The organism is Saprospiraceae bacterium, from assembly GCA_016715965.1.
Taxonomy (GTDB): Bacteria; Bacteroidota; Bacteroidia; order Chitinophagales; family Saprospiraceae; genus Vicinibacter.
Map to the genome: position 1 here is coordinate 14,041 of JADJXG010000003.1, position 23,381 is coordinate 37,421.

Sequence of the window (23,381 nt, forward strand, 5' to 3'; positions counted from 1 at the left end):
TTAACTCTATACTGTCTATACAATACGGTGCGGTTTCGCCCCGTTCGCAATAGATCCTTATATGCTAGCACCATAGCCCTTTGCCTATTGACTCAGCACCAAGGTGATAGTATGCTTGGCAGCATAGCACCAAGGTGATAGCACCAAGGTGATAGCACCAAGGTGATAGCACAACATCAAGCTTCAAAGTGCGATCCCAATATTACTAGCCTAGGGTACTAGTACCTCAATCACATAGCACCTTGGCATGGTAGATAGTCAATCCCCCCACCCCAGCAAAGTGATATCACCCAATGTCAAGGTGATAGCACTAAGGTGATAGCACCCTATCCCATTGACATTATCGCCATATCTGCTATAGCCTAATACCATGGCTAAGATTGATATCTTCGGGGATATGCCTAACATTAAGAAACTTGAGATCTATGAATATGCAAAGCAAAATAGTGTGTTTAGTGCAGCTTCCAAATATCACAAAGAAGTTGGCATTAGTGAGAATGGCTTGTACCGCAGACTAAGAAGAGATTTAAAAAAAGCTAATCAGTTGCGTAATGAGACATTTCAGAGAAAGTCTGGTGCAGGTAAAGCCAAAGAAAAAGATGAGGTTAAGCTAAGCCGAGAGGAAAAGAAGTTTTTGAAGAATCTTAAAAACGGAAAAGCCAGTCTTGAAGAGGCAAGCAGATTTGTTGCCGTAAGAGCTTTTGAGAAAATGCTTAAAAACCCAGGGGATGTTAAGTTTTTAGATTTCTTTCGGGTTGAGTTATTGAAGATCAAGAAAATGGAAGCTGAGACCAAAAAGACTTGGGCTATACAACTAGTTAATCGTTTATGGGGTGGGGCTGAGTTACCTCCTCCAGTGTGCCCTTACTGTGACAAAGAACTTATCCCAAACGGTAGAAATATCATGGATGGGGAAATAATTTACGATGTTGAATCCTTACCAGCTACAAACAATTCTTAAAAAGCGTGATATTGTTGAATTCATAGAAACCGTGCTTGGAATTCCTCTTCACGATGGACAAAAATATTGGTTACAAAACGCTGTTAAAAAAGTTAATATTCTCAAACCTGCTAATCAGTGGGGGAAGACAACCTCTGAAGCCCTAGTTCATATCTTTCAAGCAGTAAATAAACCTTACCTGGATCGTTTTAACATGACTCATGAAGATAAACACAAGTTCGAGTATTTGACATTAAACGCTGGAAAGACTTATGAAATTGCTCAAGGAGTTCAAGAGGCTATTGTTGCCATAACTGAAGGTGAGTATTTATTACCTGACGGGTCGTACAATAAATCTTTGTTAAAGGGTTGGGCTATAACCCGTAACGTAAGCAATGACAGTAAAAAGCTTCCTGAAATTGTTTGGTGGAATGGTTCCAGAACTTTAATTCGTTCGTATGATGGCTTGGGTGAGGGTTTCAAAAGGCTTCGTATAGCTTTCATTTCCGTTGACGAATGTGGAGATATTCCAGAACTAAGATTATTTTTAAACGGGACTTTGATTCCTCGAACCTTTTTCTTTGCTGGAAGTATTCACCTGATTGGGACTTCTCAGCCCAAAGGTATTGAGTATGAGGAAATAACTGAAGAAGCTGAAGAAGACATTAAACAAAACAAAGAAGCATCTGGTTTTTTTGTCTTGTCAGCTAGTACAAATCCAGATATGGCTAATATTTATCAAAACAAGTTTATGCCCCAAGATGAAATGAGAAAACTTGAAAATATTGCTGATCCAGAACTTAAAAAACAAATTATGTATGGGCTATATGTAAGCCATGAAGCTAGACTTTACACCTACGAAGAGGTTTCCCAAATGTTTAAAAACGATATGCCCTGGAATGAAGAAAGTGGGTTTAGTGAAGAACCTGTCGGGGGTGGGTACTACGTGTTTAGTGTGGATTTGGCTGCCAGTAAAGATGAAACTTCTAGCACCTGTATTCGTTATAACATTTTCATTACCAGGAATGATGAAAAGATTTTTCTTCCTCATAGAGTAGTTTTTCACAGGGCATGGAAGGGAAGCACCTACCCATTGTCCGTTCAATATGAGATGATTAAATCAGATTTTAAAAGATTTAGGGCTGAATCCCCACATAGGACTAAATTTGTTTATGATGCTGGTGGGTTAGGAGGTAAAAATGCTGAGGAAGCTTTCAAGGAATTACACGGGTATCCGTTCCCTCCAAAGGGTAGAAGCTATGCTGAAATTAAAGCAGAAGGGATGGGTATGGTCAAAGAAGTATTGGGTCGTAATCGTAGATTTACAATTAACGAAGATGGTAAGATGGTTGATGAAAATCCTGATTGGGGTGGGGTCAAAGCATCGCCAAAATTGAAAGAGTTAAGAAGGCAATTAGAGATTAGCAGCAAAAAAGATGACAAAATCAAAAATGACCAGTACACTAGTTTTATGCAAGCCATTCATTTCATCGAAAGAAGGGCACCAAAAGCGGGTAATTACAAGGCGGTGGATTTCAATTTGATGGGATCAATGGTAGGATAAATTTATGGCAAATTTTATTATTGATAAATCTGTTTCTAGCAAGGTTCGTGAAGACATCTCTGATGCGGTTTTAAAGAAACTTGATGGGATGAAACATGAAATCAGTAATCGCCAACCGATAATTCAAAAACGCAGGGACTTCTACGAGGGGAGACACGACAAGTGGACTAACGTGACTGGTCAGCCAAGCAAAAAACAGGAAGGACATATTCTTGCTACTTTCAATTACATTTTAAAATTCTGCCAAAAGATTGTTTCGGTTTTGGTAAACCAACCACCTAAAATCAAAATTGTTCCCAAAGACGAAAGCAATGAAATCGAAACTTCTCGAAGTGAAGCTTTGGAAAGTGCAGTTAGACAGGTTTTTAAAGATAATAAGTTCTTTCCAGTCAAGATGGAAAAGGCTGCTGTAAGTCAGGTGCGTGATGGAGATTTCGTGATTGATTGCAGGGTGATTAAAAATCAGGACACGGATCAGCCAGAAATAAAAATAACTCCAAACGAAGATGTGTTAAAAGTTTCTGTTGGATGGGATGATGCTTCAGGTACAAGTTTTTCTTCAATCACTTTTTCAGATTTGTGGACATTGGATAAAATCAAGAGAGAGTACGATTTTGAAGCAGAACCTGTGGGAGATGAAAAAACTGCAAATGCTTCTTCACGGGGAAGCCACAACAATGACCAGTATGGCATATTTTCAAATGCGTCTGGAAGTGATGCAGAGACAGTTCCTGACGGGATAGCTAAGGTTCCTAAAGCCAGGGTTACTGACTATTGGGGTTGGGAAGTGATTGATGGAAAAGCAAAAGTAATAAATATAATTTATATCAATAAAGATCTAAAACAATTTGTAGTTACTGATTACAAAGACATTCCCAAAAAGGTTGGTCATTCGTTTGTGGTGGCTGGTAAACCTTGGAGTATGGGCTTTATAGATCCACTGATAGATCCTCAGCTTGAACTTAATGACAGGACTGGTGAAGAGGGAGATTTGGTGAGAGTTGGAAGTCACATGAAATTTCTGGTTTTAAACATGCCTGATTTTGATGCTAAGTCGGTTAAACCAGGAAGCGGACAGGTAATCTTTTTAGAGGGTGAAAATGTAGATTTTAAACCGCTTCAAATGAGTATTTCTCCTTTCCCGTCTGATGTCTATTTGGACAGAGTTATGGAACACATGTTTAACTTGGGATTACCCAAAATTGCGCTTTCGGCTGGTACAGCCCCCTATACTGGTCGAGTAGCTGCAATTCAGTATCAGCCCGTAGCAGATTTGGTCGAGTCTTTCAGAGGAAAATGGAATGATGTTTTGGAAGATTTGATAAAACAAATCCAACAATATTTGATTGATTATTTTCCAGAAACCCACAGTTTTATGCGAGAGTCTATCATGACTGAAGAGGGGATGTTTGAGGATGGAGAATTAGTTATTCGGGATGTAACTTTTGATTGGGATAATATTTTACCTCTTTCCAGATCTGACAAAGTTGTTGATGCTTCAACCCTAAGAGATCGGGGTGCAATTTCGCTTCACACATATCTTGAACAGGTTGGTTTCCCAGATCCAGCGAAAGAAATTAAGAAAATGAAGATGGAACACAAAGATGAAGATTTGATGACTCTTTTGCAGAAATTTAACGAGTTTTCTCCTGGTGCAGTCAAGGCTTCTATCGAGGCAAGAAAAGCTATGGTGGAGTCGGAAGCTCAGATGGCTGAAAGTAATCAGATCTTGCAAAATCAGCCCACTCCAGCAGTTAAGGCACCCTTGAGGAGTCAAGAACAGAACGATCAGCGTGGAATTCCTAGTGCGATGGGTACTCCTACTGGACAAACGGCATCAGCTCGTGGGGCAGTAGCACAGACCAGTCAAAATATAAATGCTCAATCAGGTGTATAAAAGATGGCAACTTTACTCGATAGATTCAGGTCAATTTCAAGACCTTCGTTGACCTCTGGTTCAGGGGTTTTCTCTTCATTGGCTAAAAAACAAGCTTCAGCAGAAGATTTGATGGTTGATAATCTTTACGCAGAAGGAAATATCTCTGTTGAGGCTTATATATCACATTTGGAAAAAAGGTTGACTCGTGCTTGGAACACCCCACGTACTCAAGTATCGATTAAGGAAAAGATGGAGTCGGCTAATGAAGAGATTGTGGATGCTGAAGTTTCAAGGGCACATCAGGCTGGTGAGATCTCAACCAGGGCTAGATACGAGTATGAATTGTCTAAGCTTGAGAATATGAAGGAGAAGGGTTCTACTGCTTATATAAACCAACAGAGGTTAGTAAGTTCTTTGAAAGATCAAGCTGAAAGACAGGAACGAAGTGCTTTTAGAATTGAGCAGTTGAATCAGCTTTCTCAGATGCCTGAAGACAGCTCTGAAAAACTATGGCAAAAGGCATCAATCTATGACACACTAGCTCAACAAGCTAGGCTTGATGGTGATGAACAACAGGCTATCAGTCTTTCTACTCAAGCCAATAATTATCAAGCTTCAGCTAAAAGAGCTGAAATTAACGATTTCATTACGCAAGCTCGCTTGCAAGTATCTGAAACTCCCACCGCTGGTCGTGGTGTACCAAACTCTGATGAAGGGGCAACCCTCTATCAACAGCTAACTGGTACTCAGGCTCCCTCTTTTGATAATGAAGGAGGAAGTGGTGGGAGTTTGACTGGTTTTAGTGGTGTCAGTTCGGATGTGTCTAGTTCAGCCCTAACGAGATTGGACAGGCAACAGCAAACTCTTGAAAGATTATATGGTCAGAGGGAAGACAAGATGGTTTTGATTGATGCTTATCAACAGGCTGTAGCTGCTGCTGAGGGAGATCAGAAAACGTCATTAACAATTGCCTTAAATAATTTACAAGATGATATTGCTGGAATAGATAATTCGATTGCCAACACGACTGTTAGCATTGAAGATACGATTGGTGATATACAAGCTGCTAGAGCCAAGGCTGCTGCTTCAGCATTTAATCAGGAGAGAAGAATAATCGAAAGAGATTTTTCAAAAACTGAAGATGAGTTAGAACAGGACTTCAGAGATGGGAAAATAACCAAGAATGAATATGTTGCAAAAGGATTGATGTTAGCTCAGGCTAAAACAGGATTCTTTGACCAGGCTTCTCAGCTATATAACAATTTTGGCAATGATTCTTCAGCTGACAGTTATCTGGAAAAAGCTGAGGATATGGTTAGAATTCATGAAAGTTTAATCGGAGTGGCACAGAACATTGAAGATTATGAACCTTTGTTTATTGATTCTGAATCACCGCTTACCAATCTTTTGGGACAAAGACAGAGTAAGGGAGATGTGGTTCTGACGGATGTTGGCAATATGAAACGAGCTGGTCAATTTGATGAAAATTATGCCTTAATAGATGGCGTGTGGCACAAGGTTTATTACCCAGCTAGTATTGAAGTTGACGGAAAAGAGATTCAAGTAACTGATAAAGATGGTTTCTTGATCGACAGCCCTGTCATCAAGGATTATGCCAGAAAACAGGGATTGGGCTATATAAACAAATTGGACGATACAGGCAAGCTCTCTCAAGAACGGGTTAAGTTCCTACAAAGTCAAGATGAGTCAGGCAATATAATCAGTAGACCCTATGCGGAAAGTACCGTAAACGAGATGCTTCAAAATCAGATTCTTGAACAGACTCCAGAAGGAGAGATTGTGCAAAGAAAACCATTCAAGGCAGATGATTTGATAGGGTTGAAGCTTGAAGCCAAAGTACAAGAAAAGTTAGAGAAAAGTGTACCTGTGCTTAAAAATCTAAGAGAACAGTTTGAAGCTGCAACTGAAGTCTATGGAGATCAGACACCAATTCAAAGAGTGATAAATATAAATAAAGATTTGTTTAGTAACATTGGAAACGTCAGTAGGAGCATTAATAACTTTATTGCTCCCCAAACTAAACCATTTGTCGAAGCAGCTACCAAGTTTGGTGGAAATCTTTTAGATACAATTAAACGAGGGGCTAGTAACTTGTTTGGTGGAATTAAGCTTCCAGGGATAGTTCCTGAAGCCAAAGCAGCCGAATTGACTGGTGGCAAGTATTCAGATGTTTTGAATAGTGTTTTTGGTGGTGAAGCCGATGACGCAATGAGAGTATTACAGGGAGAAAACGCTCCTCTTGATCCAAGAGCTGTAAATATAAATACGAATGGTTCTGAGGATAGAGGATTGTTTCAGATAAATTCTGATACCTTTGCTGATTTTCAGAGAAGAAAGGGTAATCAAATGAGAAAAGCTGGAATTACTTCCTATGATGATATGTTTGATCCAGTTAAAAATGCAAAGATGGCAGCAATCATAAAAGATGAGCAGGGATGGAAAGCTTGGTACGGTGCGCCAGATGATTTGAGAGCAGGGAAGTCAAAAAGTCTAGGGAATAGGATCAAAGATCTTTTTGGAGGCAATACTCCAGTCGCTCAAGCTGCGCCTGATCTTGAAACCAGAAATCTTGAGTTAGCTCTTGGGTTAAAGCCTGGAGATTGGGAAGCTGGTATAAGACCCAACCAAGACAGGATTGATAAAGCTTTTAGATCTAACGATCAAACCAGAGAGCTTCTAAGAAAACATGGCTTCGAATCGTCTCAACAAACTGAACCATCACCAAGTTCAAGTAGTAGGACTGTAGGATTTACTCCTCCAGCTCCTCCATCTAATAATCAACAACAACAGCAAGCACCCAATCAAGTCCAAACGATAGGAGATCTATTTAGACCGAAACTTCTATCTCCTACACCTGAAGCACCTAGACCTGATTTTACGACTCTTGCTAGAAACACACTTTCAAATATCGGCAATAGTTTCAGCTCAAGTTTCCAAAAAACGACTGGTCAGCCTCTTGAAAGATTTAATGTGGTTAAACAGGCTCAAGCAGTTCCAGATTATTTGAGGCAAGTGGTTGCACCTAAAATTAAAAGTACGGTCAGCAACATATTTAGCAAGCTAAATCCTTTTGATTAATGATATGGCATATTTCAACATTGATTTCAATCAGTTTAGATCATCTGCAAGGAAGGATGAACCGAGAATATCACCTTCTCAACAGGTTCAGACCAATCAACAAAATTTTATATCTTCTTTCCAACAGCCAACGGAAGCGCAGTTAAAAATTCCTAAGCTTAATTTAAGTAATCAGCCACAGTTCTCTTCTGGCGGTATTCAACAACAGCCAGCACAAAAGACAAGTTTAGTTTGGAAAATCGCAGATATTTTGGACAAACCACAGCAGATGTTTCAAAACCTCATAACTGGCGGTAAGGGTTATGAGCAGGTTCTAAAAGAAAATCCAGAAGTAAGGAAAGGTGTATCGACAGCCGTTGTTAATACGCTTGGTCCGCTAGGAGCTTTGTTGCAAGAACCATTTGAAAAGAAACTTGAAACGAGTGAGTTTACTAGAAAGGCTACGGCTTTTGGTGGTGAACTTGTATTAGATCCGCTCAATGTGGCTGGTGGATTTATTCCAAAGTTGTTTAGTAAAGCAAACAAGGCTGTTAAGGCTACTAAAACTTTTGACACGGTTGCTGATGTGACCAAACCAGTAAGAGAATTAATTGGCAGCAAGTTCGTTAGGGGATATGGATTACCTGAAACTTATAATGTCTTAAAGTCTGAGATACCTACAAAGCTTGGAGTTGGTGCCGAAAAGATCGTTAAAGATATTGCTGATGTTTTTAGTAAATATGGGGGTCTTTCCGATGAAGCCAGAGATGCAGTAGCTAAGTTTTTGGAGCCTAAATTTGCAGGAGCAGGAGAAGATTTGGGGGCTGTTAAGAAAGCACTTCAAGAATCGGGGGAGTGGGAGAAAATCCAGCCCATGCTGCGTGAGAGTAGAAGGGTTTTGAATCGTGAGGTTTATGACCTTGTTGAGAGAGGTAGAATGACGGGTGAGGTTGCAAAAGATCTCCTTACTCGTGGAGGATATTTCCCACACACTGACTTTGCCCCAAAGACTATTCAGAAATATTTTGGTAAGGGTAGAGAGATCGGGGAACGAGCTTGGTATTTAAAAAAAAGAAAGGGTGGAACTGGATTTACTTTTAATGCTCCCAAGGCTATTGCAAAACGTGAACTTGCACAATTCCAAAATGCTGTTATGCAAGATTTCTTAAAAATGGTTAAAAGTGATTTGGGATATAAAATTCGAAAGGCTGCTCCAGCCAAAGAAGGGTTCATAGCTTTTCTTGACAACACTCCCAAAACCTTAATCGAGCTGAAGGGATGGGCTTTGCCAGAAAGGGTAGCTAAAGATCTACTGGCAGTATATGGGGAAAGCGGATTAATTGCTAGAAGCATAGATACCTTCAACAGACTTTGGAAGCCTACAGCCACAGCCATAAATCCTTCATTTCATACCATGAACATAATGGGTAATATATTTAATTCCTGGATTGGGGGAATGAAAGATCCTAGGAAATTCTTGCAAGCCATTGGTGGTGGCTTTGATGAGGGGGAAAAAGCTATCCTTGAAAGCTCTGGAATACTTGCCAGAGGACAGTTTGGTGCAGACATTGTAAATAAAGCTTTTGCTGATGTTGATGCTGGACGGCTTTTAGCTCAGTTTGATTCTCCAATTGTAAGAAACTTAAAAAAATATAGTCCTAGACAAATTGGTAACTTTTTTGAGAATAATGCTAGATCAGCTTTCTTTTTAAACTCAAGAGAGAAATTCATAACACAAGGTTTGGATGAACTTACTGCCACAAGGAAAGCTATAGCAGAAACTAACAAATATTTGTTTGATTATTTGGCTGGTCTTGCTCCGTTTGAAACTAATATTATGCGAAGAGTCTTCCCGTTCTACACTTGGGCTAGGTTCAACATTCCCTTGCAATTACAATCTATAGTTACAGCTCCACAGAGGTATGCACCCTTGGCAAAGTTGTATAAAACTATGAATGAGGGTTATAACATTCCAGAAAACGAGGAAGGGTTTGGTTTTCCAACTCCATTTACAGATGCTAATGGTGATCCTATTAGATGGGTTCCCAATCTACCTGTAAATGATATTTTCTCACTTAATCTTAAACGTGTTGGTAACATGTTGAATCCAGCAATTAAGGATCTTCCACAGATTCCTGCAATGATATATCCAGGCTTTACACCGTTTGATACATATACTGGCGCACCCAGAACCGATCGTGATCTTCCTGCTGGTGAGCAATTTAGAGATTTGTTTGATCCGACTAGAAAATCATCTTTCGCTCAAAGTTTACTTAGACCAGTCAGATCAACTACTCAGTTTGGTGATGTAAATAGAAGAACTGAATCCGTGCTTGATTTGATTATTGGTGGATTCTATGTCAATAACGCAGAGAGAGCTGAGTTGAGAAAGATTTATGATGAGTATGGTAGAAACGCTGCAATTAATGTAAAGATCAAAAGGCTTCAGTCTGAAATACAGGATCCAGAGAGATTAAGAAAAGAAACTCAGAGACTCCTTAAATTGATGGAATAAGTGTCCTATTGACATTTAATGATCTATTTAGATAGGCTTAGTTATTGGTAGGTTCAAGTTGGACTATGGAAGTTATTTTCTGTAGTCCGTCTTGAGTCTATTAAAGACTCAAGAAGGGTGGTGATTATTGTGGATGAAAACGAACAGAACCAAAACGCAGGAGACCCGTCTGGTGGGAACTCAGTAATAACAGCCGATCCAGGCAATGCTGGGGTTGATCCATCAGTTAATTCAGGTGATCCCGATGGTAATGTCAGCCCTCAAACCGCTAATCAAGGGAATGAGGAACTAAGCAAGATGAAAGCTGAAATTAAACGCTTGAATCGTGCCATAGTTGAAGCTAAACGTGGTAATCGAACTCAAGGTCAGGGTGCTGATTATAATGAAGAGATATTAAGCACTCCAGAAGGTCAATATGCTGTTTCTTTGGAAGTGGCAGATGCAAGACTTAGAGTAGGGTTAGAAGATCGTTTAAAGCTTTATCCTGAAATATCAGAAGAAGACAAAGCTAGAATAAGATCTAATCCTTGGGCTTTTGCCAATAGACAGTCTTGGATGACTGGAAATTACGAACAGGCTCTTGACGAAATAGAGCTGACTTTACTCGATAGGGTTGAAGATACTAGTTCTCAACAACCGAACCAGAATCTGCAAGGGGACTCACAGGCTCAACCAGCTAATATTCAAGGCAATCCAGCACCAGAAATAGTAAATCCTGGTATGGCTGATGCTGGAGGTGAAGAGGATGTAAATCCTTGGACTATGCCTATAGATAAGTTGGAAAGACTTGCTGAAGAGCAATTCAAGAAAGCCCAAGCCCAATAGAAAGGTGGTGAAATATTAAATAAAACATGTCTGAAATGACAAGAGCCTTGGGTGCCAACACAATCGAAGTCTACAACGTTAGAAAAACATTGGAGTTTGCAAAACCCAAGCTGGTCTATCCACAATTCGGTATGCCTGATATGGTGATGCGAAGAAAGGGTCAAACAGCTTCTTGGCTGAAATTTGACAAACTTAGCATCCCAGGATCAGTTCTTGCTGATTCTCCTACATGGGCTCCAGAGACCGTTACAGATTCTACTGTAACTGCAACACTGGAACTTTGGGGAAATGGTGTCACCTTGCTTGAGGCATTGGGGGAAACCTCATTCCTCAAACTGGAAGATGAGTACAAAAAACTTATCGGTCAGAACGCTGGTGAAACTATTAACGAAAAGGTAAGAGATGTGCTTATTGCTGGTACTACTGTTGGTTATGCAAACAACAAAAATGCTAGGCAAGGGCTTATCAGTACAGATACCATTGACTTAGACGATATTTTAGACAACGTAGAAACCCTTGAGGTAAACGATGCTCCTATGATGGGAGATGAATACGTTGCTATTATTTCGCCTTATGTCAAAACTCGTTTGATGAAAGATACAGCTTTCAGAGAGGCAACTCGATATCTTGCAAAGGATAATTCTCTGTTTACAGGGGAGGTTGCTAATATTGATGGTGTAAGGTTCGTAAGAACTTCTACAGCTCCATCAGTCTCTGATTCTGGATCCAATAACTCCGTTTCCAATGTCGAGCAAACCTTGATACTTGGTGAAGGAGCTTATGGTATAGCTAGGTTATTGCCTGGAGATTTTGATGTCGTTATTACGCCTCCTGGAGGTCACGGTGACGAATACAAAGTTAAAACAGCAATAGCATGGAAAGCTTATCTGAAATCTGTGATTCTACAACAGAGCTACATGCTCCGATTAGAGTCTGCACGATAAGATTGTTGACTAAAAATGGAGTAGCTTATCACTCTATAAATCAATAAGCCCTTTGGGGTGGGAAGGTAAAACCTCAACAGGTAATAATTGACAGGTAGTTGTTTTGGGATTACCATGAATTATGGCAGTAGACGAAATAGTAAAAATTATTAATGGACAAAAGACAGTATCTTCGGCTGGGACTGCCGAGCAATTAATTGCAACTTCAACTCAAGTGGAATCAGTAACTATCAAAGCTCTTTCTGGAAATACTGGATCAGTTTATGTAGGAAATAACGTAGTATCTTCAAGTAATGGTTTTGTGTTAGCTGCTGGTGAAGCTATTAGTCTTGATATCGATGATCTTTCATTAGTTTATATAGATGTTGGAACAAATGATGATGGTGTAAGTTGGATTGCAATAGCAGAATAATATGACTCCGAGTACAAGATTTTCAGGTGGTGGGGGAGGAACAACAACTCCGAGAGCAGCTTCTTTGGTAGTCGCTGCTTCTAATTCTATTGATAACACTGGTGCTGATTACGTCTGTGATGGAACAGCCGACAATGTAGAGATACAGGCAGCTATTGACGCACTTGGTGATATTGGAGGAAAGATACAATTGTTAGAAGGTACATATACCCTTGCTGCCGATATTACTCTTGATGATAAAATTGAGATTGCTGGGTTTGGGGCTGGAAATACTATATTAGATTTTGCGAATGGAGCTTTTGGGATAGTTTGGGGAGCTATTTCAGATGCTTGTATGAGAGATCTGAAAATATATAGATCTGCTGACACTTCGGGGTGTATTGCGATGACTTCATCCACAAGACCCAGGTTAATTGGGGTTGAGATTGAAGCTGGTACTACTGTTACAGTAAATGGTATAACAGCTTCTTCGTTGGTCGATTTTTGGTTTGATAGATGTTATATTCATGGTTTTACCAGTGCCACAGCTTACGGGATAAATTTTGGAGCAACTACTCCAGGTACGGTAATTAATTGCAGATTTGAATCTAACTATCGGGGAATTTATTTAAACAATACATCTCAATCAAATATAATTGGGTGTAGATTTAGCGTACAAAATGCTGTAGATGCGTATGGGATGCGCATAAAAGATTACGGAATGGTTAAGCATTGTCATTTCACGCACGGTAGTAGAGTCGCACTTCAGTTGGATGGAGAACAAAATCAAATAATTGGAAATTACTTTACTGGAACTGGTTATGGAATACAAACAATAGGAGCGCATGATAATGTGGGAATAATTCATGACAATATATTTATCGGTTCCGATATTCTTTTGGGTGTAGCAACAAAAGGACTTTCCATCAAAAATAATGGGTTTGGTTCCAATTCTACAATCAATTTAAACAATTCAGAAACGATCGATGTTGAGGGTAATTACTCCTTAAATGTTAGTGCGCCAGCTACTACGATTGAAAATACAAGAAAAATATTAACGGCAAAAAATACTTCTGGCGGTGCTTTGGCAGTGGGAGATGTTGTTACATTAAAAGCTGTTGCTGCAGGTAATGAGGTAACAACCACAACAGCTCAAGGAGATGATTTAGTGTTTGGTATGGCAACAGAAGCAGCAGATAATGATGCTTATTTGAGGGTGCTTGTTCAGGGTAAAACAGTAAATCTCAAGGTTGATGGCACAACGGATATTGCAGTGGGAGATTTTCTTGGGACATTTACTACAGCAGGAGTAGCTATGAAAGCAGCTTCTGGGGATATGGCTTTTGCGATTGCATTGGAAGCATATACAAGTGATGATAGCGCAGGTGTAATAGATGCTCTTTTGGTCACTCCAAGGAAAATATAGAAATGAAAAGTAAAAAGCCTGTCAAAGAACTCTCAAATTTTGTGTTACCATATAAAGTAACTTTTCCAGTAAGAGTGGAAGGTTCGGTGAATAAAATCAAGTTTTCGTATAAAGCGAACGAGGAGTCTGAAATAGACAGTTTTTCTATTTATCAGGCAATATCACATAGCTCTTATGGAAGATACTTTAAAGATTAACTATTATGGGTACTTTACTAGTTTTGGAGGTTATGGCATTGCTAACCTTAATTGGGTATGTCATCTTTCTCGTCTGGGAGTCGATGTTTACCCACATGCTAAGTTCATTCCTCTTCCTGGTACTCCTGAGTATGCTGTCCTTACTGGTGAGCAAAGAGATATTCTCCAAAAACCGTTCACAAGACAAAGAATAGGAATAATCGAAACCACTCCTTTCTCCTTTCATCTTAATAAATCCAAGTTCAAGATTGCTAATACTATGGCTGAGTCTGATGAGATTGGTGAACCTTGGGTAAATGCTTGTAATTCGATGGATATGGTCGTAGTTCCGAATGAGTTTCAAAAAAGAGTATTTGAGAAATCTGGCGTAACAGTTCCAGTAAGTGTGATACGTCATGGAACTTGGACTGAAATGTTCCCATATTGCGAAAGACCACAGAAGAGCAAATTTAGGTTTGGGATTGTGGGATATTTAAACGACAGGAAGGGAGTATTTGAATTGATGAAAGCTTTTGTGTCAGAATTTGATAATAATGAACCTGTTGAACTTTATCTTAAAAGTAGTAATAAAGAGTTTGGTTTTTATCGTTATTTCAGTGATGATCGTATTATTACCGACACAAGACATGTCTCGCCTGAAGATCTTCGTGACATTTATTACAGCTTTGATTGTTTTGTCTTTCCCTCTAAGGCTGAGGGAGTAGGTCAACCCCCCAGAGAGGCTATGTCTACAGGGCTTCCCACTATAGTTACCAATTATTCAGGATTAGAGGAGATTGCTGACTCAGAGTATGCTTATCCTTTGGAACCAATTTCATATAGCAAAGGTGTCAACCCACATGCTTTAGAACAGCCTGGTAATTGGGCTAATATAGACATACAAGAACTTATGTATTGGATGAGGTATGTTTATGAACATCAAGACGAAGCTAGGGAAAAGGGTAAGAGAGCATCAAAACATATCAATACGCATCATACATGGGAGGCTTGCGCTAAAGATATGATAAAGTTATTAAAGACAATATGAAAATATTAGACATAGGAGCAGGAGGAGCATCAAAAGCAGATGTTCAAGTAGATCAAGTTAAGTTTCCAGATACAACTCATGTGTTCGATATTGTAAATACTCCGTGGGAGTTTGAAGATGAAGAGTTTGATGAAGTCAGAATGGAACAGGTTTTAGAACACATACCTTCAGTCGTTTACTACAAAGAAGATGGCAAGTTCAAACACATTTATCCGAGAGTTTTAATCATGAAAGAGATCCATAGGGTTCTCAAGAAGAATGGCATAGCACATATATCGGTGCCAGAGGAGATGGAGCAAATGTGTCAAGATCCAACCCATACCGACACTATGATTACTGATGGATTCTTTAATTATTTTTGTGGTCAGTGGGGCGGAAACGAAAAGGGTAGTTTTGCCTATGAAGCTTATGGAATTAATTTCAAATTTGAAAAGGTTGAAAGTTATAGAACGGGATTTATAAGAACAGTGAGACTCAAAAAGCCATGAAAATAATTGCGCTTGTTAGAACCTTAAACGAAGAAAATAATATACAGAGATTTTGTGGTAGATATTCTGAGTTCTGTGATGAGATTATTGTTTCAGATTCTGGAAGCACAGATGAAACTATTAAGTTGGCAAGAGAGTTCCCCAAGGTGGTTATAGATGAGTACAATTCACTTTTTAATCGAATATTCACGGGCAAGAACGAGTTTTACACCAAACAACCCAATCATATTAATCACTTAATCAGTCTTGCAAAAAAACACGAGGCAGATTGGATCATTTACTCAGATTGTGATTTGGTTCCAACCTATCAGTTAATTAATAGTGCCAGAGAAATGATGCAAGAATCAGACGTGAAACAGATAAAATGTAAGCAATATCATATTTATGGTTATTACAGATATTTTCCTGAAATGACTACTGGTTGGGCTTCATGGGCTTTTAGATCTGACCTGGAATTATATTGTGACGAATCCGATCCCAGACAAATGAACATGAGAGGTGGAATAGATGAAAATGATCCTGCGGTGAGAAAACCCGATCATCCAAAAGTTTTGCTTCATTATTTTGCACAAACGGAGAAGGATATAAAAAGAAAAATGTTGTATTACGATAAAATGCACAGACATCATGCACACCCCAAAGACAGATGTGGAAGATTATCTTTAATTCCTGAAGAAATAATATGAGCAACAGATTCAGTCATTGGCAGTTTTATTTAAACAAGGCACAAGAGGTCATTGGGGAGAGGGAGGGTCTTAATGTTCTGAAAACAGATGCTTATAATGAATTGTTAGATATTCCCATTGAGGGGGGCATTGCTCCAAATCTCGGTAATCAAAATATTACGCTTTTAGAGTATGAAGTTCTGTATGTAAATAAGGTTAGAAAATTGATTCCTGAAATTGAAGTAGTTGAAGGAGATATTCGCAAACTTCCTTTTGAAAATAACACATTTGATGTTTTAATGGATTTCTCCACGATAGATCATATACAGCCAAAAGATCTCGAACAAACGTTACGAGGTTACAAAAATGTAGTAAAACGTAAGGGTGATGTAATTATTGTTTCTTGGGTTACAACAAATTCGACTGTTTATGAAGAAACATTAGAACGAGGGAAAACATGGCACACTCTTTGTCAGTTCTTTTTTGATTATAAATCATTAAGTAAAATGATGAGGAATATTTTTGATGATGTGAAAGAAGAGCCTGTTCCCGAAACAGGACAGGAAAACGATACTTGGTTGGTGTGTTATACCGCAAAAGCATGAAAATATTAATACACGGTAGAGCCTTTCCTGTTGCCATGTGGCGATGGTTTGATTGGGCGTTAAGGGATTTAGGAAACGATGTCAAAAGTGTAGGGTGTTATCAGGGAGATTACATACCCTGGAACGGTGGAATGAATGTGGGTTATTTTTTTCCTCCCGATCTTGTCATCCCAGAAGTTGAAGCTTATCCGTTGGAGCAGGTACTAAATCACTTCAAGAGCGAAGGATGGAAGCCTGATATGATAGTTCAAGCTTCTGATACCACTTATCTTTCAGGTAAGGCTCTTTGTAAAAATGTATTTATAAAAACTGATCCTCATGCCGTTGATTATAAACCGAGATTGAAATATGCAGATAAGGTATTTAACATGCAATTTAGTTATAAGACTGAAGAAGAAGAATGGTTGCCCTATGGATATTTTAGGGGCATACACAAACCACTAAAGTTGAAACAGAAATATGATGTAGTTTTTTGTGGACTACAATATGACCATCGGGTAGAGGCTCTAAAATCAATGGAGGCTTCGGGATTTAAAGTCTACAATGCGTTGGGTAGTGTTTATGATGAGTATGTCCGTTTATATAACCAAGGTGCTATAGCGTTTAACTGGAGCAGTAAGAATGATCTTCCAGCACGATTTTGGGAAGGTTTGGCAATGAAAAAGCTGGTGCTAACTAATTATGTACCAGACCTTGATGTGCTTAGTATGAAAAACGGTGTTCATTATGTAACTTTTAATGGAATTGAAGATGCGCTTGAAAAAGTTAAATTTTATATAGAAAATGAAAAGACGAGAAGGGTAATAGCAGAAGCTGGGTATAAAGCAGTACAGCCTCATCATTATCATAATCGAGCTAAAAAACTAATATGATAACTATAATTGTTCTTTGCTGGAACCACTTGGAAGATGTAACTAAACCGTTTATTGAAAGTTTTTTAAAAAACACAAAAGGTAATTACGAATTGATACTTTTTGACAATGGTTCGACAGATGAAACATATAATTATTTAAAAGCTTTAGCTAAGGAATATAAACAGATAAAATTTTGTGGTGCAACGAGCAACTTAGGATTTGGCGGTGGTAATAATGAGGCATGGAAGCATAGAGATCCCAAATCCACCCATACGCTCTTTTTAAATAATGATGTTCTTTTTAGTGATCCAAAGTGGTTTGAAAAGCTGGAAAGTGCGATAGAACCCAAAACAGTAATTGGTCAACACTTGGTCGATTTTAATTCGGCTACAGAGTTTAGGCTTAGAAATCAGCCATATATAAATGGATGGTGTTTATTAATTGATAACAAGTTTCTTGAGAAGTACGGAGTGTTTGATCCTGACTTTCATATAGCCTATTTTGAGGATTCTGAACTTTGTGCAAGGGCAATAGCTAGGGGTTACAAACTGAAAAAGGTTGAGTTTGGAATCAATCACCTCGGATCCAAGTCTTCAGATCAAATAAACATACCTGAAAAGTTTAAATACAACAAATTCGTTTATAGAAATAAATTATATGAAATTGAGAAAGGAAAGAATCTGAGAATCGTCTTTATGTGTACTCTCCAATATCCATTTACTGATAAGGATTATGAAGGCAAGGGAGTTGGTGGTGCAGAAGCTTCTTTGATTTTATTATCCAGAGAATTAGCAAAGTTGGGACACGTTGTTGATATATATAACGATACTAAGGTTGAGGGGAAATTTAATGGAGTAAATTATTTGAACATTAGTAACTTTTCCTATCATGACTATTCAGACGTTTTTATTCTTTACCGAAATTCCATGCCAGGTCTTAGGCTTGTCAACGCTCACACTAAGATTTTTTGGACTTGTGACCAATACACCACAAGTGACTGGAACGAAGAGATTATTCCTTTTGTAGATCTTACTATAACCATTTCCACATATCATAGGAATTATTTGTTGGGTAGATATGATTTTAATCCTCGAAAGATAATTAGTTTAGATTTGGGTATTAACGCATCAGACTATAATAATCTACCTCAAAAGAAGGCAAATAAGCTCATTTATTGCTCGGTGCCGAGGAGAGGACTTGATCGTTTAGCTAAGTTTTACCCAAATATCAGAGAAAAAGTACCCGATGCAGAATTAGTTATCACTTCTGATTATCGTCTTTGGGGATCTGATAGGGGTAATATGGAGTTTCAAACTGCTTTTGCAAACATGCCAGGAGTCAGATTTTTGGGGAAGATACCAAGAAAAGAATTAATAAAAGAACAATTAGAATCTGTAATAATGGCTTACCCCTGTACTTATGATGAGAATTTTTGTATTTCCGCAATGGAGTGTATGGCTTCTGGAGCGGTTCCTGTAACGTCAAAAATGGGTGCTTTGCCAACAACAGTTGCGGATAGTGGTATCATGATAGATGGAGATCCTAACTCAGATTCTTTCGGAGAAAAGTTTGCTAATAAAATAATTAGTTTATTAAGAGATGAACAAGAGCGGATTAGATTGCAAAACAAGGGAAGAAAAAGAGCCTTGGAAAAATATTCCTGGGAGTATTTAGCTAAAAACCAATGGGTGAAAGCAATGAAAAAGCTTATGAAAGATACGAAATATAGAAAAAATTATTGTGTTATCTGCAACGAACAATTGCCAAACTCTTTTGAATTTTTTAAACACAGATCTGATAAACACAGAGAGGTAGCTACTAGAGTTGTTTCTGACAATATTGCCGATTCTGGTGTAGATTTAAAAGTTAAGATTCGGGTATCAAGACGCATAGAATTAAGTGTTGGTAAATTTAAGGCTCAGACACGTGGAGAAGATGATATTTATGTGCCCCAAAAACAGGCAAGTGATATTGTGCGAATACTTATTGAAGCTTATGGGGAAGATATCATTAAGGATATTAAAACCATCATGGCAGTTGACAATTAAATACTTTGATTAGAGAATGAACTATGCGAGGTAGATTCAACATAAAATTAAATGTCAGTTATGAACTTCGTGATAAAGATGGCAATTTAAAGCCAATTTTTCAACCTAATCGTCTTTTTAGATGGTTATTGAAAAAGAATATCGTTTCTCCTCATTTCCCCAAGATAAACTATTTGTTTGGAAATTGGTCAAACAGGATGGTCATGTCTAATTTAGTAACTAATGCTGGTAAGGCTGCTGTAGCAGCTCTTATTAATGGAGCTACTGCTATAGACCCCTTTGATTATATTGCTAATGGTACTGGTACTACTGCTGCTGCTGTTACAGATACAGCTCTTGAAACTGAATCATCTTCTAGTGGTCTTACGAGGGCGCAAGACGCTTCTCCAACTAGAGATACTACAGACGTAACAAATGATACTGCGGTTGTAACTAAAGCTTTTTCAGTAACTGGATCAGTAGCAATAACTGAGTGCGGTCTTCTTAACGCTTCTTCAGACGGTATTCTTCTCGCTCGTCAGGTATTTGCAGCAGTTAATGTTGTAGATGGAGATACATGGACTCCAACCTGGAATATTGACGTAGATTAGTTAATATGGCAGAAATAGCAGTATTAGTAATAGGTGGTGGTGGCGGTGGCGGTGCCAACAAGGGTGGCGGTGGCGGTGGCGGTGGTTATATGTATGACGCCACGCACTCAATAACCGTAGGCACTGGCTATTCTGTAACCGTTGGAGAAGGCGGAAACGCTGATACAAACGGAGAAGATTCAGTTTTTAATACCATAACAGCCACGGGCGGTGGTGCTGGCGGAGATGATGATGGCGGTTCGAGAAATGGTGCTGCTGGAGGCTCAGGTGGTGGTGCTTCAAGAGATGGAACTGTCGGCGCAGGAGACGGAAGCGGTGAGGGAAACAACGGTGGAAGCGGAGTAAATACATCACCCAATTATCATGGTGGAGGCGGTGGTGGCGCAGGTGCAGTAGGTGGAAATGCGGGCACAAATGGTGGTGCTGGCGGTAATGGTACAGCCAATTCTATAACTGGATCATCTGTAACTTATGCAGGTGGCGGTGGCGGTGGATGTTATCGGGATGGTGCGGGAACTGCAACTGGCGGTGCGGGTGGTACTGGTGGCGGTGGACAGGGTGGTTCACACGTTGGCGGAGTTGGTGCAGCAGGAGATGAAACTGCGGGTACTGACGGGCTTGGCGGTGGTGGTGGAGGTGCTGCTGCTGGCGGTACACCAAAGGCAGGTGGAGATGGAGTGGTGATTATCAGATACTTAACATCAGAGTTTAATCACACAGGGGGTAGCTCTGCAACAGATGGTGATTATACTGTGGTTACTTTTTCAAGTAATGGTACATTCGAGTTATCGACGGGTACAGAATACACACAAGACATGGATGAGGTAATTACTCTGGTTGATACTCATTCAAGGGTTCTCTCAAGAGGATGGACAGAAGCTGTAACCCTGACAGATAGTTTTTCAAAACTAATTGGCAAGTCTCTTTCAGAAAGTATTGGGTTGATACAATCTTTTACCAGAACTTTTTTTAGGGGAATAAACGAAGTACCTAAATATATAAGTTCAATAGATCAGGAGCCAGAAGGAGCTACGTTGGCTAAAGATGAACCGACTGGAATGGTATCGGGTAGCGGAGATAAGCCAAACAGTGTATAGTTAAATTATGACAGTTGTATTAGAAGTCAGAAATCCAATAGATCTTACCTCTTCTTATGACCAGATAGAGATAGAACGGGCTACGTCTAATAGTGCTGCTGCTATGAGCAATATAGATACTGTCGATATTGATACCTCGAGAGCTTCTGATCTTTCTACAGGTTACACGCAATACGTTGATTCCACTGGAACCGTAGGTACTCACTATTACAGATTTAGATATCTCAACTCTACTTCATCTGCTGTATCAGCCTACTCAGATATCTTTCTTTCGGGAACTACAGTTTTACATACTCGATTTAGAAACAAGATGAGAGATACCAATTCAAACAATTATTTTTTCAGTAATGAAGAAGTTGACGATTTTCTTACACAAGCTATTGATAAACTTTACCCTCTTACTTGGTTTGAAACTTACGATGATTCAGCTTTTGTGCCAGACGGAACAACAGAAATATTTACGTTTCCAGTACAAGTAACAAGACTTACTGATTTAGAGTTAAGAAATAGTAATGGAGAAAAGATTGGCGATAAGCATGGATGGCAAGTAAGAGGAAGGAACTTAATTTTTGATTATCCTCCAGACAATGGAGACACCATTAGGGCGTGGGTGGAAAAGAAATTCGTCAAATTGTCAGAAGTTCCGAATATTTGGGATTCTCACATTATTAATCTCATGAGACTTGATGCTTATGAAACTCTTGAAGCAGATAGAGCTAGATATTACAAATATAATACTATTGCAAAACCTGACGGTGGATCACTTCCGCAGCTTAATAATATTATAACTAGAATTGAGCAACAAATACGTTTACGAGAGCAACAATTGAGGAGAACTAGAAAACCAGTTGAAATAAATCTCACGGGGGTATAAAGTAATATTATGGCATTAAGAAGTTTAGGATCATCTCTACTAGCGAAGACCAATCCAGGTGGTAAGTATCGTGAGAAAGAAGAGAAAGAGATCCAACAGCCACAGATTCCACAAAAAGGAGAAACTGGAACATTGTCACGCTCTTTAATTCAAGAACCATTGGAGAGGAAGGTTCCTCCTGGTTCTGATAAAATTGTAACAGCTAAACCAACAATTGATGAAACAAGAACTCCAGGTGAGGCAATCCCACAAGAAGCTGCCCCAAATATGTTGGCTGGTAGTATGGGAAGAATGGTAGGTTTTCCAGCCCCAGCCCCATCTCAAGCAGGTGGACAATTTACTCAGGGGATTACAGAGCCTAATCCTTCACCCCCTTCCGTAGCATCACAAACTCCAAGTGTAGCATCTCAAGCAGCACCTGGGGGTAGAGTGGCTAGATCGGTATCTGGTGGAGCAGCTCCTGGAGCAGCACCTGTTAGCGATCGTTCTCAAGTATTGGGATCACAGACAACACAACAGGCACCACAAGTAGTAAGACGTGAAGGATTCTTGCCAACAATTGCTAGTGCATTATCTGGTAGAACCATTGCTGCTCCTGAAGAGGGTGGAGAACAGGTGGAAGATTTGAGTAGAGGAATCGGATCTACGGGAGTAACCCGTTCAGGCGGTGTAACTAGTTTTACTCCAACTACAAGTCAGTTTATCCAGGGTGCAGCAGGTAACTTGATTAACACTCTAGGTCAATTGCTTGGTAATCCGTTTCCAGAAAAAGGAATATCTGAGGCAAAACAGAAATACTCACAATCACCAATTCCAGCAATTAGAGGACAAGGTTCGATCAGCAGTGCTTTTAATAATTTAAGAAGTAAAGCAGGAGATATCTTCAATGGACTGAGAAGCCTCTTTGGTAGATAATGAGCTATGACATATCTTGAGTTTCAAACAAAACCCAAGGCTCTAACAACAAAAGAAGATATCGGTGGCGGTCAAATTGGATTAAAGAGTTTAGATCCACCGCTTTTTTTGGAGCTTCAATTTATTAAATTACACACTCACAAAGGTGTTGATTCTAGGAAATTACAAGCTGAAGCTACTCCTGAAATGGTTAGAGCTTTCAGACCGCTTGAGCGTGAGGAACATGGTGTAGTAACTTGGTCTGGTTCTGGAACATCAGGATCGGTAGCTCTTACTTTTAGCACTCCTTTTACCGAAGTGCCAGATGTGTTTGTTACGCCCCAAGATGGAGACGTAAACATACAAGCGGTCACTAATACACCCACCATAAATGGAGTCACAATCTATTGGAAAAATGATGCTGGGAATACAGAAACATCTGTAAATGTTGCTTGGTTGGCAAAAGGAAGGTAGTATAGT

General features: G+C 39.3%; 20 protein-coding genes. All 20 read left to right on the forward strand.

The genetic code is table 11. From position 1 onward, the window contains the following. Positions 1–370: 370 nt before the first annotated feature. The 20 genes from IPM48_14840 to IPM48_14935 all read left to right on the forward strand — a co-directional run bounded on the left by IPM48_14840 (position 371) and on the right by IPM48_14935 (position 23,375). On the forward strand, positions 371–961 hold the full coding sequence (locus tag IPM48_14840; protein MBK9272858.1) for a hypothetical protein: 591 nt from the start codon (positions 371–373) through the stop codon (positions 959–961). Further along, the gene (locus tag IPM48_14845) at positions 927–2,504 is read left to right on the forward strand and encodes a hypothetical protein (GenBank protein MBK9272859.1); all 1,578 of its coding nucleotides are present in this window, start codon (positions 927–929) and stop codon (positions 2,502–2,504) included. Before IPM48_14840 ends, IPM48_14845 begins: the two co-directional genes overlap by 35 nt. A gap of 4 nt (positions 2,505–2,508) precedes the next feature. Next, positions 2,509–4,401, forward strand: a complete 1,893-nt coding sequence (locus tag IPM48_14850) for a hypothetical protein (GenBank protein ID MBK9272860.1) — start codon at positions 2,509–2,511, stop codon at positions 4,399–4,401. Between the two features lie 3 nt (positions 4,402–4,404). Then, positions 4,405–7,482: a transglycosylase SLT domain-containing protein gene (locus IPM48_14855; protein MBK9272861.1), complete on the forward strand. Its 3,078-nt coding sequence runs from the start codon at positions 4,405–4,407 to the stop codon at positions 7,480–7,482. A gap of 4 nt (positions 7,483–7,486) precedes the next feature. Further along, positions 7,487–9,976: a hypothetical protein gene (locus tag IPM48_14860; protein MBK9272862.1), complete on the forward strand. Its 2,490-nt coding sequence runs from the start codon at positions 7,487–7,489 to the stop codon at positions 9,974–9,976. Positions 9,977–10,093: 117 nt separating this feature from the next. After that, positions 10,094–10,801 (forward strand): hypothetical protein, encoded by a 708-nt coding sequence (locus IPM48_14865; protein ID MBK9272863.1) that lies wholly within the window; start codon positions 10,094–10,096, stop codon positions 10,799–10,801. Positions 10,802–10,836: 35 nt separating this feature from the next. Beyond that, positions 10,837–11,745 carry a N4-gp56 family major capsid protein gene (locus IPM48_14870; protein ID MBK9272864.1) on the forward strand — a complete coding sequence of 303 codons (909 nt, stop codon included), beginning with the start codon at positions 10,837–10,839 and terminating at the stop codon, positions 11,743–11,745. A gap of 121 nt (positions 11,746–11,866) precedes the next feature. Then, positions 11,867–12,157 carry a hypothetical protein gene (locus IPM48_14875; GenBank protein ID MBK9272865.1) on the forward strand — a complete coding sequence of 97 codons (291 nt, stop codon included), beginning with the start codon at positions 11,867–11,869 and terminating at the stop codon, positions 12,155–12,157. Position 12,158: 1 nt separating this feature from the next. Continuing rightward, the gene (locus tag IPM48_14880) at positions 12,159–13,562 is read left to right on the forward strand and encodes a right-handed parallel beta-helix repeat-containing protein (protein ID MBK9272866.1); all 1,404 of its coding nucleotides are present in this window, start codon (positions 12,159–12,161) and stop codon (positions 13,560–13,562) included. A 174-nt stretch (positions 13,563–13,736) separates the two neighbouring features. Next, positions 13,737–14,786 carry a glycosyltransferase family 4 protein gene (locus tag IPM48_14885; protein MBK9272867.1) on the forward strand — a complete coding sequence of 350 codons (1,050 nt, stop codon included), beginning with the start codon at positions 13,737–13,739 and terminating at the stop codon, positions 14,784–14,786. Further along, positions 14,783–15,274 carry a methyltransferase domain-containing protein gene (locus tag IPM48_14890; protein MBK9272868.1) on the forward strand — a complete coding sequence of 164 codons (492 nt, stop codon included), beginning with the start codon at positions 14,783–14,785 and terminating at the stop codon, positions 15,272–15,274. The genes IPM48_14885 and IPM48_14890 overlap by 4 nt, the downstream gene beginning before the upstream one ends. Beyond that, the gene (locus tag IPM48_14895) at positions 15,271–15,960 is read left to right on the forward strand and encodes a glycosyltransferase family 2 protein (protein ID MBK9272869.1); all 690 of its coding nucleotides are present in this window, start codon (positions 15,271–15,273) and stop codon (positions 15,958–15,960) included. The genes IPM48_14890 and IPM48_14895 overlap by 4 nt, the downstream gene beginning before the upstream one ends. Continuing rightward, positions 15,957–16,544 carry a class I SAM-dependent methyltransferase gene (locus tag IPM48_14900; protein MBK9272870.1) on the forward strand — a complete coding sequence of 196 codons (588 nt, stop codon included), beginning with the start codon at positions 15,957–15,959 and terminating at the stop codon, positions 16,542–16,544. The genes IPM48_14895 and IPM48_14900 overlap by 4 nt, the downstream gene beginning before the upstream one ends. Beyond that, positions 16,541–17,416: a glycosyltransferase family 1 protein gene (locus tag IPM48_14905; protein ID MBK9272871.1), complete on the forward strand. Its 876-nt coding sequence runs from the start codon at positions 16,541–16,543 to the stop codon at positions 17,414–17,416. The genes IPM48_14900 and IPM48_14905 overlap by 4 nt, the downstream gene beginning before the upstream one ends. Next, on the forward strand, positions 17,413–19,446 hold the full coding sequence (locus IPM48_14910; protein MBK9272872.1) for a glycosyltransferase: 2,034 nt from the start codon (positions 17,413–17,415) through the stop codon (positions 19,444–19,446). The genes IPM48_14905 and IPM48_14910 overlap by 4 nt, the downstream gene beginning before the upstream one ends. A gap of 23 nt (positions 19,447–19,469) precedes the next feature. After that, positions 19,470–20,036, forward strand: a complete 567-nt coding sequence (locus IPM48_14915) for a hypothetical protein (GenBank protein ID MBK9272873.1) — start codon at positions 19,470–19,472, stop codon at positions 20,034–20,036. Between the two features lie 5 nt (positions 20,037–20,041). Then, a complete protein-coding gene (locus IPM48_14920) occupies positions 20,042–21,133 on the forward strand; it encodes a hypothetical protein (GenBank protein MBK9272874.1) in 1,092 nt (363 codons plus the stop codon). Positions 21,134–21,140: 7 nt separating this feature from the next. Beyond that, on the forward strand, positions 21,141–22,007 hold the full coding sequence (locus tag IPM48_14925; GenBank protein MBK9272875.1) for a hypothetical protein: 867 nt from the start codon (positions 21,141–21,143) through the stop codon (positions 22,005–22,007). Positions 22,008–22,016: 9 nt separating this feature from the next. Continuing rightward, the gene (locus IPM48_14930) at positions 22,017–22,922 is read left to right on the forward strand and encodes a hypothetical protein (protein ID MBK9272876.1); all 906 of its coding nucleotides are present in this window, start codon (positions 22,017–22,019) and stop codon (positions 22,920–22,922) included. Positions 22,923–22,928: 6 nt separating this feature from the next. Further along, entirely contained in the window at positions 22,929–23,375 is a 447-nt protein-coding gene (locus tag IPM48_14935; GenBank protein MBK9272877.1) for a hypothetical protein, read from the forward strand. Positions 23,376–23,381: the final 6 nt, after the last annotated feature.